The organism is Mycobacterium sp. 1465703.0 (genome assembly GCF_001672975.1).
In the GTDB taxonomy this organism is placed as follows: domain Bacteria; phylum Actinomycetota; class Actinomycetes; order Mycobacteriales; family Mycobacteriaceae; genus Mycobacterium.
In genome coordinates this window covers 21,747-35,177 of record NZ_LZKU01000054.1, presented here as the reverse complement: position 1 = coordinate 35,177, position 13,431 = coordinate 21,747, and the positions used below count along the sequence as shown (strand labels likewise).

At 64.9% G+C, this 13,431-nt stretch carries 11 protein-coding genes and 1 pseudogene; 8 read left to right on the top strand and 4 right to left on the bottom strand.

Annotated features, from left to right (window positions below):
• Positions 1 to 172 precede the first annotated feature (172 nt).
• Both A5625_RS28110 and A5625_RS05135 read right to left on the bottom strand, forming a co-directional pair.
• Positions 173 to 487 (bottom strand): annotated as a pseudogene (locus A5625_RS28110) (1,4-beta-xylanase); the annotation flags it as partial.
• A gap of 223 nt (positions 488 to 710) precedes the next feature.
• The gene (locus A5625_RS05135) at positions 711 to 1,193 is read right to left on the bottom strand and encodes a TM2 domain-containing protein (RefSeq protein WP_066989669.1); all 483 of its coding nucleotides are present in this window, start codon (positions 1,191 to 1,193) and stop codon (positions 711 to 713) included.
• Positions 1,194 to 1,325: 132 nt separating this feature from the next.
• Between A5625_RS05135 and A5625_RS05130 the strand changes: the two genes are divergently transcribed.
• The 5 genes from A5625_RS05130 (at position 1,326) to A5625_RS05110 (ending at position 5,801) form a co-directional block, all read left to right on the top strand.
• Positions 1,326 to 1,712, top strand: a complete 387-nt coding sequence (locus A5625_RS05130) for a DUF2237 family protein (RefSeq protein WP_066989680.1) — start codon at positions 1,326 to 1,328, stop codon at positions 1,710 to 1,712.
• Positions 1,713 to 1,812: 100 nt separating this feature from the next.
• Complete coding sequence (locus A5625_RS05125) at positions 1,813 to 3,084, top strand: sulfotransferase (protein WP_066989667.1); 1,272 nt, start codon at positions 1,813 to 1,815, stop codon at positions 3,082 to 3,084.
• A gap of 14 nt (positions 3,085 to 3,098) precedes the next feature.
• Complete coding sequence (locus A5625_RS05120; protein WP_066989665.1) at positions 3,099 to 4,337, top strand: MBL fold metallo-hydrolase; 1,239 nt, start codon at positions 3,099 to 3,101, stop codon at positions 4,335 to 4,337.
• Positions 4,334 to 4,813, top strand: a complete 480-nt coding sequence (locus tag A5625_RS05115) for a VOC family protein (RefSeq protein ID WP_066989663.1) — start codon at positions 4,334 to 4,336, stop codon at positions 4,811 to 4,813. The genes A5625_RS05120 and A5625_RS05115 overlap by 4 nt, the downstream gene beginning before the upstream one ends.
• Before the next feature lie 16 nt (positions 4,814 to 4,829).
• On the top strand, positions 4,830 to 5,801 hold the full coding sequence (locus tag A5625_RS05110; protein ID WP_066989661.1) for an LLM class flavin-dependent oxidoreductase: 972 nt from the start codon (positions 4,830 to 4,832) through the stop codon (positions 5,799 to 5,801).
• Between the two features lie 47 nt (positions 5,802 to 5,848).
• Here the strand turns inward: A5625_RS05110 and A5625_RS05105 are convergent, their stop codons facing one another.
• The gene (locus A5625_RS05105; protein ID WP_066989659.1) at positions 5,849 to 6,499 is read right to left on the bottom strand and encodes a GntR family transcriptional regulator; all 651 of its coding nucleotides are present in this window, start codon (positions 6,497 to 6,499) and stop codon (positions 5,849 to 5,851) included.
• A gap of 68 nt (positions 6,500 to 6,567) precedes the next feature.
• Here A5625_RS05105 and A5625_RS05100 point away from each other — a divergent pair, with 68 nt between their 5' ends.
• Genes A5625_RS05100 through A5625_RS05090 form a run of 3 tightly spaced genes read left to right on the top strand, consistent with a single transcriptional unit; the run spans position 6,568 to position 10,046 of the window.
• Positions 6,568 to 7,932, top strand: coding sequence for an LLM class flavin-dependent oxidoreductase (locus A5625_RS05100; RefSeq protein ID WP_066989658.1), 1,365 nt, complete (start codon positions 6,568 to 6,570; stop codon positions 7,930 to 7,932).
• Positions 7,925 to 9,109: a CaiB/BaiF CoA-transferase family protein gene (locus tag A5625_RS05095; protein WP_066989656.1), complete on the top strand. Its 1,185-nt coding sequence runs from the start codon at positions 7,925 to 7,927 to the stop codon at positions 9,107 to 9,109. Before A5625_RS05100 ends, A5625_RS05095 begins: the two co-directional genes overlap by 8 nt.
• 13 nt (positions 9,110 to 9,122) lie before the next feature.
• Complete coding sequence (locus tag A5625_RS05090) at positions 9,123 to 10,046, top strand: CoA ester lyase (protein WP_066989654.1); 924 nt, start codon at positions 9,123 to 9,125, stop codon at positions 10,044 to 10,046.
• Here A5625_RS05090 and A5625_RS05085 read toward each other — a convergent pair.
• A complete protein-coding gene (locus A5625_RS05085) occupies positions 10,043 to 13,426 on the bottom strand; it encodes a pyruvate carboxylase (RefSeq protein ID WP_066989652.1) in 3,384 nt (1,127 codons plus the stop codon). The two genes, A5625_RS05090 and A5625_RS05085, sit on opposite strands and share 4 nt — an antisense overlap.
• Positions 13,427 to 13,431 lie beyond the last annotated feature (5 nt).

Sequence of the window (13,431 nt, the reverse complement as noted above, 5' to 3'; positions counted from 1 at the left end):
GGCTGGGCCCAGTTCTATGGCCACAACACCGCACGGATATTCCTTCACGATCAGCTCTGGGCGGCCGACCAGCGCGGCTTCCAAACGCGCCTAGGGCAATTCGTCGATATCGCGGCGCGGCACCGCATCAAACCGCTGTTGGTCTTCTTCGACTCATGTTGGGATCCGCAGCCCCGCGCTGGTCGGCCGCCCAGAGCTGATCGTGAAGGAATATCCGTGCGGTGTTGTGGCCATAGAACTGGGCCCAGCCCAGTTCGGTATCTATGCGCCGGGGGTCGAACGTATCGGGCTGAAACATCTCGAACTGGTTGATGGCGTTCGCCGGAATATAGTTTGCTCCGACAAGCCAGCCCTGCGCTTGATACCAACGGTTGGCACGGTCGGGTGACCAACGGCCCGCTTCCTCGGCGGAGGCCCGAGGTGCCCGGGCAACTGCGGCGCCTGCCGCTAATAAGAGAGGGAGCTTCAGGGCCGTACGTCGTTCCACGATGTGACGATAAGTTTTCGGGGCGATTTCCCTGGGATTTGCTCAGCGCGTCGCGACAGCTCGCGATAACAATTGCTATCGGTCCGTCATCGTGACCAATCCGTGACCATCAGTCATCGGCGAGCCCAGACCGACATCGACGACGGCGGGTTAAAATCTGCCGCGCTGCGCCCCAAACACATTGTCGGACAACCGATCGAGCGCACCACGCGGTCTCGGACGCCTAACGCAGCTTGCGACCGTGGTTGTCTTTGACGCTGCCGGTCAAGATCAAGATCGCGTCGACGATGGCCCACACGATGCCGCCGAGCAGAACTGGAAAGCCCAGAAAACAGAACAGGCTGAAGAGAATTCCGAACAGACCCAGGCACAGTTGCGCCACCGCGATCTGGGTCGAGTCGATGTAGAAGCGGCCGACACCGAACAATCCGAAAAAGAGCTGGAGCAAGCCTGCGGTGGCGGCCGACTTATCCGACAGCGGCAGCCCGGTAGCCGGATCGCGGCCATAGGGCGCTTGGGGGTCAACATATCCCGGGTAGCCGGAGAACCCCGGATAGCCGGGGTACCCGGGGTAAGCCTGCGGGTATGGATAGCCCGGCGGAGGCGGCGTGCCGGGTGGATTCGGTGGTGATTGATGACCGGGCGGCTGCCATGCCCAGGGTGGCTCACCGGCGGGATTTCCGGGTTGGTTGGGCGGTGTCGACATCGACTCGAGTTAACACGTCGGATGACCGGGCGTCCACACCTGCGGCCGGTGGCACTGGTATCGGAAAAATCCCGACAGTGCGGTGGGTGGAATTCCTTCAAACTTCAGCCCCAAGAGCGCGATACTGGACGGGTGCCCGATCGAAATGTGCTAGGCGGTCCGCTGGAACCATGCGGCACAGACCCGCTGACCGGCTTCTACCGCGACGGTTGTTGCTCGACCGGCCCTCAGGACCTTGGGCGGCACACGATCTGCGCGGTGATGACTGCCGAATTCTTGGAGCATCAGCGTTCCATCGGCAATGACTTGTTGACGCCGGTGCCCGAGTACCGGTTCCCCGGCCTGCTACCGGGCGACCGGTGGTGTGTGACCGCGCTGAACTGGCTGCGCGCTCACCACGACGGCTGTGCTGCGCCGGTGGTGCTGGCAGCCACTCACGAGAGCACCCTCGAAGTGGTGCCCCTGCAAGCGCTGCAAGCCCACAAGGTCGACGTTCCCGACGATCTGGCCAACTTGTAGCGCCGGGCGGTCCGCCGGCGAGGTGGTTGAACGAGGGATCTCCGCCGCGGCTAGCGTCTGTGCCATATGTCTCACCTGACGCGTCGAAGAGGGGTTCGGAGTGGGTTCTGCGGTCGACGACATCGACTTCGACGATTTGACCGCGCCGCAGTTGACCGACGTGCAGCGCCAGATCCTGGAATTCACTGAAGCGAAGCCTGTCGATCTCGACATCGACCGGATGCTCGAGGAGGCCATCGAGCAGTCCGGCCTGACAGCCGGAGCCGCCGACCTCGACGACACCGACGGGTTCGCCGATCGCCTGCGGGTGCACGTGGCGGCGATCGAAGCCGATACGGGTCTGCGCCAGCTCACCCGTGGTTCGCTGCGGCAACGAATTGTGCGCCTGCTGCGCAACCGGCTATCCCTGACCGAGCTCATCCGGCGCTATCCAGAGATCGAGTCCATCCCGATCGAGAAGCCATTCATTGTCGTCGGAATGCCGCGATCGGGCACCACCCATCTGGTGAATCTGATTGCCTCCGACCCGCGCCGTCGCGCCCTGCCGTATTGGGAGAGCCAGGAACCCATCCCGGCGCTCGGACAGGGCCCGGACATATTTGGGGTCGATCCGCGCTACGTCCGCGCCAAGGCCGAGCATGATGCGTTGATGGCGAGCGCGCCCGTGGTGGCCGCGATGCACGATCGCTTCCCTGAGGCCATCGAGGAAGAAGTCGAGCTGCTCGACCTCGATCTGGCCTCATACGTGCTGGAATGGCATGCGCGGGTGCCTGACTGGCGTGACTTCTACCTTGGCCTCGACCAAACGCGGCACTACGCCTACATGAAGAAGGTACTGCAGGCGTTGACTTTCTTGCGCGGGCCTCGGACATGGGTCCTCAAGAGTCCACAGCACTGCGAGCAGCTCGGCCCGCTGATGGCGGCTTTCCCTGATGCCACAGTGGCATTCACGCACCGGGATCCCGTCGCGGTGATCCAGTCGGCGATCACCATGATGGCGTACTCGGATCGACTGCGCCGAAGCAGCATTGACCCCGAATGGCTGCTGGACTATTGGAGCGATCGAGTGCACCGACTGCTCAGTGCCTGCGTGCGCGACCGCGACCTGATCGCGGCCGAACGCAGCATCGACATCAACTTCCATCAACTCAACGGCAACGAGATGCCGGTGCTCGAACGGCTTTACCAGTATGCCGGCGTCGAATTACCGCCGAAGGTGCGGGAACGCTTTCAGCGCTACCTGGACGGTAATCCGCGGGGGAAACACGGCCGGATTCGCTATGACCTGCAGCGGCACTTCGGTATCGCCGCTGACGAACTGCGCGACCGGTTCGGCTTTTACTTCGACAAGTTCGACGTCGGTCCGGAATGAAGGAGTCACCAGCGATGTCCGAACCTGTCTATCGGAGCAGGCCGGGTGCTGATGCGATGCGGCCGGCGTCAGCCGAGAAGGCCGAGCAGCTCGCCCCGGGATTGTGGTGTTCGCCGGGCTTGTCCAACTCGTACCTGCTCACCACGACCGCGGGCCGGGTGATCATCAACACCGGGATGGGTTTCGAGGGCCCGGTGCACCGTGCCAACTTCGACGCCGTGGACCCCGCGCCGGTGCGTTACATCATCTTCACGCAGGGACACGTGGATCATGTCGGCGGCCTGGACAGCGTGCGGGACCCGGAGACAACCGTTGTCGCGCAGTCGAACTGGAAATTATGGCGGGACGACAACGATCGCCTGATACCCTACCGGGCCAGCCGCAGCGCCTTCGCGTTCAAAGACACACTGGCCAGTGGCATCCGCGACATCCAACGACGCCTGGGTACCACCCGGCTGGCCGGCCAGAGCGTGCCCGTCGTCGACATCGAGTTCGAGGACACGCTGAGCCTGGAGCTGGGCGGCCGACGGATAGAGCTGATTTCGGTGCCCGGCGGCGAGACCACCGATTCCCTGGTGGTGTGGCTGCCGGAGGAACGAATCTGCCTGTGCGGAAACACGTTTGGTCCGCTAATCGGGCATATTCCCAACCTTGCCACCATGCGTGGGGACCGGTATCGGGATGCGTTGACCGCCATTGCCTCGGTGGAACGGGTCCGCGACCTGCAGGCTGAGCTGCTGGTTACCGGTCACTTCGCGCCGGTCGCGGGCGCCGAGCGGATCAACGACGAGCTGACCCGGCTGCGCAACGCCATCGCATACATCCACGATCAGACCGTCGCCGGGATGAACGCCGGCAAAGACGTCCGGACCTTGATGCGGGAAATCACCCTGCCCGCGGAATACGACGTCGGCGAGGGCTACGGAAAAGTGGCCTGGGATGTGCGGGCAATCTGGGAGAACTACTCGGGCTGGTTCCACCACGAATCGACCACGGAGCTCTACCCGGTCGGATTCGCCGCCGTCGCCGCCGACGTGGTCGAACTGGCTGGCGCCGACGCCTTGCTGGATCGGGCCCGGGCACACCTGGCCGCCGAACGCCCCCTGCAGGCCATCCACCTTGCCCAGCTTGTCCCCGCGGACCATCCCGGGGCTCGCGAGGTGCTGCGAGGCGCCCATGAAAAACTTCTGGCCAGCAGCACGAATTTCTGGGAAAGTGCCTGGCTGCGCGACCAGATAGCGAGGAACTCATGACGTCGTTGGCGTTACGGCCCGAGGACTTCTACCACACCGGCATCATCGTGCCCGACCTCGACGCCGCAATGGACCGGCTGAGTGCGCTGGCCGGCTACCGGTGGATCACGCCGGTGAGCTACACCTTGCCGTTCCGCACCACCAGCGGAACCCAAGAGGTGACTTCGACTTTCGTCTACTCACTGCAAGCACCGCACGTCGAACTGATCAATGAAGTGCCTGGGACGGCCTGGACGGCGGCACCGGGCAACGCGATTCATCACCTGGGCTACTGGACCGACAACTTGGCCGAGAGCGCGAAGCTATTGGAAGATAACGGCTTCGCTTTCGAAGCGACCGCCGACACCGCAGCGCCGGAACTCGCGCTGTTCGCCTACTACGTCGATTCGGCAGGAACACGCATCGAGATCGTCGACCGCGCACTGTTCCCGGACTTCCCGGCCTTCCTGCAGGCGGCGGCCGGGCCGCAATCCTAGAGAGGCGGGGCCGGAGATGCTGCTGACGGTTCTGCGCTTCAACTTCGCTTCCCCGCAAGGTGATCCACGCACACAGGCCAACCTGCTGTCCGCCGCGCTCGAGCTGGGGCAATGGGGAGAATCCCGCGGCATCACGTCGATCAGCGTCGACGAGCATCATGCGACCGGACACGGCTGGAGCTGTAATCCGATCATGGCAGCGGCGATGTTTCTGGCCCGGACTTCGACGCTGATCGCGAGCGTCGATTGCGCACTGGGGCCGTTGTGGAACCCGGTGCGACTTGCCGAAGACATCGCACTCGTCGACAACATGAGCCGGGGCCGCCTGCACACCACGATAGGCCTCGGATACCGCACGGTTGAATACGATTCCCTTGGAGCCGATTTCAGTCAGCGTGGTGTGCTGATGGACACCCTGCTCGAGCGAATGCTCGCCGTCTGGTCCGGTGATGATCCGGAAAACGGAATCTGCACCGGCACTTGGACCCGGCCACATCCACCGCTCTACGTCGGCGGTGGCGCGCGCGCCACGGCGCGCCGCGCCGCCCGGTTCCGGCTGCCGCTCAGCCTGGCCGATCACCTACCCGACATCGCCGGTTACTACCGAGAGCTGTGTGCGGAGGCCGGCATGTCGCCGTTCGTTCTCATGCCGGGGCCGGTCAATCGCGGAATGATCTATCTGCATGAGGATCCGGAACGAGCGTGGGCGGAACTCGGTGAACACATCCTTTGGGAGGCAGTCACTTACGGGCGATGGTCAACCGACCAGCGTTCACTCATGCACTTGCCGGGTGTTCAAACGCTGGATCAGGTCAGGGCATCGGGACGATACCGCTTCCTTACTCCCGATCAGCTGATCGCCGAGGTGCGCGATGCGGAGAATTTTGGCCCGCTCGTCATGCACCCCCTGGTCGGCGGCGTGCCGGTCGAGGAAGCGTGGAAGTCGGTCCAGATGCTCACCGACAAGGTGTTGCCCGCACTCAGCTGAGCTGCGCCGAATTCTGCACCCCCGATTGCAAAAACGGCTCGCCGCAGTCAATTGTCGCCGCGCTGCTCCAGCCAGTCGGCCAGCGAGCGTCCGGCGTCCAACACGTGCCGCTCGGCGATGGTGCGTGCCAGCTCGGCCTCCCTCTGGTCCAGCGCGTCGAGCAACTCTTGATGTTCGTCGAGTGAGTGCTTCTCGTGCTCGGGGAACAGGGTGAGGAAATTACTCGGCACGACGCGAGCGGCCTGCTTGATCTGGGTCAGCAGCCGAGGCGAGTGTGCGGCGCGGTGGATCATCTGGTGGAAATGCCAGTTGGCCTCTCCGATGCTGTCGTCACCGGACCGCGCGGCCACATCGGCCGCCAGCGCACGCAGGGTCTCGAGTTCTTGCGGCTCGATCCGGGCTGCGGCCCACGCGGCGGCCTGCCCGGTCAACACACCGAGAATGGTGAAGCTGTCCATCACGTCATCCGGGCTGATGCCGAGGACCGTCACGCCACTTCGGGGGGCCACCTGGACCAGGCCTTCGAAGGACAGTTCCAACAGCGCCTCGCGCACCGGTGTGCGGCTGGTGGCGAATTCTTCGGTGATGGCGTCGAGGTCAACCCGTGAGCCGGCGGGAAGAACGCCGGTGAGGATGCGGTCCCGCAGTTCACGGGCAGCTCGCTCCCGCACGGTTCCGGCGATATCGATGGCGGCCACCCGCGCACAATACCAAACCGCAGGTTTGACATTTGAAATCTGAAATATCAGATGTTACGTTTCGCTTTATGCGAACCGACAAGATGGCCTTGGTCGCCTTCATGCAGGCCGGCAGCACCTCGGTATACGCGGGCTCATGGCGGCACCCCGCAACCGAACACCGATATCTGGATGCGTCCTACTACGCCAAAATCGGCCGCCAGCTCGAAGAGGGCTGCTTCGACCTGATGTTCTTCGACGATCGTCTGGCAATGCCAGGGGTCTACGGCGGCTCCGTGGACGAAGCCGTCCACTACGGCGCGCGCCCGGTCAAGCTGGACCTCAGCGTGATCCTCGGCGTGCTCGCTCAAGCCACCTCGAAGATCGGACTGGGCGCCACTTATTCGACGACCTATTACCAGCCTTTCCACGTCGCCAGAACCTTCGCCTCGCTGGATCATCTGTCCGGCGGCCGTGCGGCCTGGAACGTGGTCACCTCGGTCAACGACAGCGAAGCGCAGAACTTCGGCGTCGACACCCACCTCGGCCACGACGAACGCTACGACCGCGCCGACGAATTCATGGACGTGGTCACCGGCCTGTGGGACACCTGGGAGGACGACGCCGTCCTGCACGACCGGGTGTCCGGGCAGTATGCCGACCCCACGAAGGTGCATGAACTCGGGCACGTCGGAAAGTTCTTCTCCGCGCGCGGCCCGCTGACGGTGCCGCGCGCCCCGCAGGGCCGCCCGGTCATCATCCAGGCCGGGTCGTCGGGCCGAGGACGCGAATTCGCCTCTCGCTGGGCCGAATTGATCTTCACCGGCGATCCGGGTATCGAGGTCGCACGCAGCCACTACGCGGATCAGAAGGACCGTATCGCCGACGCCGGCCGCGATCCCGGCGCAGTACGGATCTGCCCCATGGCCTACGCTGTCGTCGGCGAATCCGAAGCCCACGCCAAGGAGCGCGAAGCCATGTTCCTCGATGATCTGGTTCATCCCATGGCATCCCTGACGCTCTTGTCGGAGTTGATGAATTACGACTTCGCGCAACACGATCTCGACGACCCGGTTACCGATGAGCTGCTCAGCTCGGTCACCGGCATCCGCGGGTTGGTGCAGAACCTGCGCAGCCATATCGGTGGGGACACCGTCACGTTGCGTGATCTGGCCAATCATCGCGCCACCCTGCTGCAAGGCCCGCGTTTCGTCGGCACCGGCCAGCAGGTCGCCGATCAGATGGCGGACTGGTTCGAAACCGACGCCTGCGACGGATTCGTCTTGGCCGCAACGCATCTGCCCGGCGCATTCGAAGACGTGGTGCGCATGGTGGTACCCGAGCTGCAACGCCGGGGGCTGTTCCGCACCGAATACCAGTCGTCGACGTTACGCGAACACCTTGGGCTGCAACGCCCTTCGAACGTGCGGGTGGCTGCCGGTGCCAATGCTTGACGGGTTGCGGGTCCTCGACCTCGCCACCCTGGCCGCCGCGCCGCTGGTGGCGACGTACCTGGGTGAGTTCGGTGCCAACGTGATCAAGGTCGAAGACCCACACAATGGCGATCCGATTCGCGGTTGGGGCAATCAGCGTGACGGGATCGGGTTGATGTGGAAATCGATTTCGCGCAACAAGCGGTCGATCACGCTCGACCTGCGTTGCGCCGAAGGCCAGGCGCTGGTGCGACGTCTGGTGCAGCACGCCGACGTTGCCATCTTCAATACCCGCCCCCAGACGTTGCGCAAATGGGGTCTGGACTACCAGAGCCTGCGCGCGGTCAACGACCGGATCGTGATGCTGCACATCACCGGTTACGGGCTGAGTGGGCCGAAGAGTGAGCGTCCCGGGTTCGGCACGCTGGGCGAGGCGATGAGCGGATTCGCGCACATCACCGGGCAGGCCGACGGCCCGCCGACGCTGCCGCCGTTCATGCTGGCGGATGGGGTCGCGTCGCTGAACGCGGCGTACGCGGTGATGATGGCGCTGTACCACCGTGACGTGCACGGCGGTCCGGGACAGCTGATCGACATCAATCTGATCGATCCGCTCGCGCGGCTGCTCGAGCAGACGCTGCTGGGTTATGACCAGTTGGGTTTGGTTCCCGGGCGATCCGGCAACAGGTGGGACATCTCCGCGCCCCGCAACACCTATCGCACCGCCGACGACAAGTGGTTGGCGATGTCGGGCAGTTCACCGGCGCTGGCGTTGCGGGTGTTCAAGGCGATCGGCCGCGACGACCTGGTGACGGACCCCGACTTCTCCGATCCGCAGCGACGGCTGGCGCGGGCTCGCGAGGTCGACGCCGTGGTAGCGGAGTGGGTTGCCGGCAAGACGCTTTCGGAGGCAATGGAGGTCTTCGATGCGCATGAGGTGGCCGCGGCCCCGGTCTATGACATCGGCGATCTGGTCGCCGACGAGCAGCTGGCACACCGTAAGGTGTTCATCTCTGTCGATGACACCCAACTCGGGACGATGAAGGTACAGGCTCCCGTTCCGCGTTTTTCGTCGGCGTCCGGCACGGTCGGGCATCTGGGGCCATGCCTTGGCGAGCACAACGCCGAGGTCTACGGGGAGCTACTCGGGTTGACCGGCAACGAAATTGACGACCTGCACGCCCGTGGCGTGTTGTGACAGAAAGACATCAATGACTGATCTTCTCCGTCGGTCCGAACTCGCCGTGCCCGCGAGCAACGACAACATGTTCGAGAAGGGCGCCCGGTGCGGTGCCGATCTGGTGTTCCTCGATCTCGAGGATGCGGTGCCACCCGCTTACAAGGAAGAGTCGCGGGTCAAGGCGATCGCCGCACTCAACGACCTGGACTGGGGACGCACCGCGCGCGCCATCCGGATCAACGGCCTGGACACCCAGTGGTGTCACGATGACGTCGTCGACGTGGTGACCAAGGCCGGCCAGAACCTGGACACCATCATCATTCCGAAAGCCCGCAAGGCCCGCGACGTGTGGTGGGTGGACGTGCTGCTTACCCAGCTGGAGACGAAACTCGGTCTGAGCAACCGCATTCGGCTCGAGGTGCTCATCGAAGAGGTCGAAGGCCTGGCCAATGCGGAGGAGATCGCCGCGGCGAGCCCGCGTATGGACGCCTTGATCTTCGGGGTGGGTGACTTCTCGCTGTCCCAGGGCGCGCGGGTGGACACCAACTTCGTGCCGCTCGGTGAATACCCCGGCGAATTCTGGGCTTACGCGCGCAACAAGGTGATCGTCGCGGCGCGCATCGCCGGCATCGACGCAATCGACGCGCCCTATCCCGACTATCGGGATCTGGCGGGGTACGAGCGTGATGCGCGGCGCGCCTCGCTGCTCGGCTACACCGGCAAGTGGGCTATCCATCCCGACCAGGTGCCGGTCGCCAACGAGGTCTACGCCCCGACCGCTGACGAAATCGCCAGGGCCGAGGCTAATGTCGCGGCATACCGGGAAGCCGAGGCCAAGGGACGCGGGGCCGTCGGGGTCAACGGTGTCCTGGTCGACGCCGCCCACGTGAAGCAGGCGCAACAGACGCTGGCGCGGGCCGCCTTGATCAGCGCCAGCGCCAGCGATCGCCGCTAGTCGATCACCACCAAGAGGTCGCCACCTTCCACTTGCGCGGTCTGTGACACCGCAATCCGCGCGACCTTACCGGCCTTCGTGGCGGTGACGGCGGCCTCCATCTTCATCGCTTCGATCGTCGCAATGGTTTGGCCGGCTTCGACTTCCTCACCGACCTCGGTGGTCACCGTCACGACTCCGGCAAACGGGGCGGCGATGTGGTCGGGGTTGGCGCGATCGGCCTTCTCGGCCGCCGGCACATCCGACGCGATGCTGCGATCGCGTACCACGACCGGGCGCAGCTGTCCGTTGAGGATGCACATCACGGTGCGCATGCCGCGTTCGTCGGGTTCGGAGACGGCTTCCAGGCCGATCAGCAGCTCCACCCCGCGCTCCAGCTCGACGCGATGTTCGTCCCCGTGGCGCAATCCGTAGAAGAACTGGTTGGCGCTCAGCCGAGAGGTGTCCCCGTACTGTTCCCGATGGTCCTCGAGCTCCTTGGTCGGCCCGGGGAACAACAGTCGATTCAGCGTGGCCTGCCGATCGACGCCCGGCACTGCCAATGCTGCCTCATCTTCGGCCGATAGGGCCTGTTCCGGCTTCGCTGGACCCCGACCCTCTAAAGCCTTGGTACGCAACGGCTCAGGCCAACCGCCCGGCGGGTCACCCAGCTCTCCACGCAGGAAGCCGATGACCGAGTCCGGGATGTCATAGCGGGCGGGGTCGTCGGCGAAGTCTTGCGCGCTGACGCCCGCGCCTACCAGCGCCAGCGCCAGGTCACCGACCACTTTGCTGGACGGGGTGACCTTGACCAGATGCCCCAGAATGGCATCGGCTCCCGCATAGGCGTTTTCGATCTCCTCGAAGCGGTCACCGAGTCCCAGTGCGATGGCCTGCTGGCGCAGGTTCGACAGCTGGCCACCGGGGATCTCGTGGTGGTAGACGCGTCCCGTCGGGGCCGGGAGCCCGGATTCGAAGGGCGCGTAGACCTTTCGGAGCGCCTCCCAATAGGGCTCCAGGTCGCAGACCGCCGGCAGTGACAACCCGGTGTCGTAGGCGGTATTGGCCGCGGCCGCCACGATCGACGACAGCGCGGGCTGGCTGGTGGTTCCCGCCAGCGGCGCCGAGGCACCGTCGACGGCGTCGGCTCCGGCGTGCCAGGCCGCCACATAGGTCGCCAGTTGCCCGCCCGGGGTGTCGTGGGTGTGCACGTGCACCGGCAGGTCGAATCGGAACTTGAGCGCCGAGACCAGGGTCGCTGCCGCAGGTGCGCGCAGCAGCCCGGCCATGTCCTTGATGGCCAGCACGTGTGCGCCCGCCTCGACGATCTGCTCGGCGAGCTTCAGGTAATAGTCCAGGGTGTAAAGCTTTTCGGCCGGGTCGCTGAGATCGCCGGTATAGGACATCGCCACCTCGGCCACCGATGCCCCGGTTTCCCGCACGGCGTCGATGGCCGGTCGCATCGAGTCGACGTTGTTCAGCGCATCGAAGATGCGGAAGATGTCGATGCCTGTTGCCGTCGCTTCCTCGACGAACGCCGTCGTGACCGTCTCCGGATAGGGCGTGTAGCCGACGGTGTTGCGCCCGCGCAGCAGCATCTGCAGGCAGATGTTGGGCAACGCCTCACGCAGTGTCGCCAGCCGCTCCCAAGGGTCCTCCTTCAGGAACCGCAGCGCCACATCGTAAGTCGCTCCGCCCCAGCATTCGATGGACAGCAGTTGTGGTGTGGTCCGGGCGATGTACGGCGCTATCTTGATCAGGCCGCTGGTGCGAACCCGGGTGGCCAGCAGCGACTGGTGCGCGTCGCGGAACGTGGTGTCGGTGACGCCGACGCCGCGTGACTCGCGCAGCCAGGTGGCAAATCGCTCCGGACCGAGCTCGGTCAAACGCTGCTTGGAACCCGCCGGCGGGATGGTCGACAGGTCGATGTCGGGCAGCTTGTCGTGCGGGTACACCGCCGAGGGTCGCTCACCGTGCGGCTTGTTGACGGTGACGTCGGCCAGGTAGCTCAGAATCTTGGTGCCGCGATCGGCGCTGCTGCGCGCGGTGAGCAGCTGCGGGCGCTCCTCGATGAACGAGGTGGTGACGCGGCCGGCCTGAAAATCAGCGTCATCCAGAACCGCTTGCAAGAACGGGATATTCGTCGACACGCCACGGATGCGGAACTCCGCGACCGCGCGACGCGCCCGGCGCACCGCCGTGGCGAAGTCGCGACCTCGGCAGGTCAGCTTGATCAGCATCGAGTCGAAATGCGCGCTGATGTCGGCCCCTAGTGTGGTGCCGCCGTCCAGCCGGATTCCCGCCCCGCCCGGGGTCCGATAGGCGGTGATCCGACCGGTATCCGGGCGGAACCCATTCGCCGGGTCCTCGGTGGTGATGCGGCACTGCAACGCCGCACCGTGTGGAACGATCGAATTCTGGCTCAGACCGATGTCTTCCAAACTCTGGCCGCCGGCGATCCGCAGTTGTGCCGACACCAGGTCGACGTCGGTGATCTCCTCGGTGACCGTGTGCTCCACCTGGATGCGTGGGTTCATCTCTATGAACACATGATTGCCACGTTCGTCGAGCAAGAATTCGACCGTGCCGGCACAGGTATAGCCGATGCTCTGCGCGAAAGCCACTGCGTCTGCGCAAATGCGTTGGCGCAGTTCCGGATCCAGATTGGGAGCCGGCGCGATCTCGACAACCTTCTGGTGCCGGCGCTGCACACTGCAGTCCCGCTCGTAGAGGTGAATCACGTTGCCCTGGGTGTCGGCCAGGATCTGCACCTCGATGTGACGCGGGTTGATTACCGCTTGCTCGAGAAAAACCGAGGCGTCCCCGAACGCGGATTCGGCCTCGCGGCTGGCCGCCTCGATCGCTTCCGGTAGCGATGCCGCGTCGGTCACCCGGCGCATCCCGCGTCCGCCGCCGCCCGCAACCGCCTTGACGAACAGCGGGAACGTCATCGACTCAGCGGCCGCCACCAAGTCGTCCACCGACGTCGAGGGTGCAGAGGAAGCCAGCACGGGAAGGCCCGCCGCCCGCGCCGCCGCGATCGCCCGCGACTTGTTGCCGGTGAGCTCCAGGACTTCCGCGCTCGGGCCGACGAAGGTGATGCCCGCCGCCGCGCACGCCGCCGCCAGGTCCGGGTTCTCGGATAGGAAGCCATAGCCGGGGTAGATCGCGTCGGCTCCACAAGCCCGTGCGGTCGCGACGATGTCGTCGACCGACAGGTAGGCCCGGACCGGGTGGCCCTCCTCACCGATCTGATAGGACTCGTCGGCCTTCAATCGATGTACGGAATTGCGATCCTCGTAGGGATAGATCGCAACGGTCGCCAGCTCCAACTCGTAGGCCGCGCGGAAAGCGCGGATGGCAATCTCCCCGCGATTAGCGACCAGTACCTTCGCAAACACGATAC

Coding starts and splice junctions, on each gene's coding strand:
- A5625_RS05090 (WP_066989654.1), top strand. CDS start 9,123: ATGACTGATCTTCTCCGTCGGTCCGAACTCGCCGTGCCCGCGAGCAAC.
- A5625_RS05100 (WP_066989658.1), top strand. CDS start 6,568: ATGCGAACCGACAAGATGGCCTTGGTCGCCTTCATGCAGGCCGGCAGC.
- A5625_RS05135 (WP_066989669.1), bottom strand. CDS start 1,193: ATGTCGACACCGCCCAACCAACCCGGAAATCCCGCCGGTGAGCCACCC.
- A5625_RS05110 (WP_066989661.1), top strand. CDS start 4,830: ATGCTGCTGACGGTTCTGCGCTTCAACTTCGCTTCCCCGCAAGGTGAT.
- A5625_RS05120 (WP_066989665.1), top strand. CDS start 3,099: ATGTCCGAACCTGTCTATCGGAGCAGGCCGGGTGCTGATGCGATGCGG.
- A5625_RS05095 (WP_066989656.1), top strand. CDS start 7,925: ATGCTTGACGGGTTGCGGGTCCTCGACCTCGCCACCCTGGCCGCCGCG.
- A5625_RS05115 (WP_066989663.1), top strand. CDS start 4,334: ATGACGTCGTTGGCGTTACGGCCCGAGGACTTCTACCACACCGGCATC.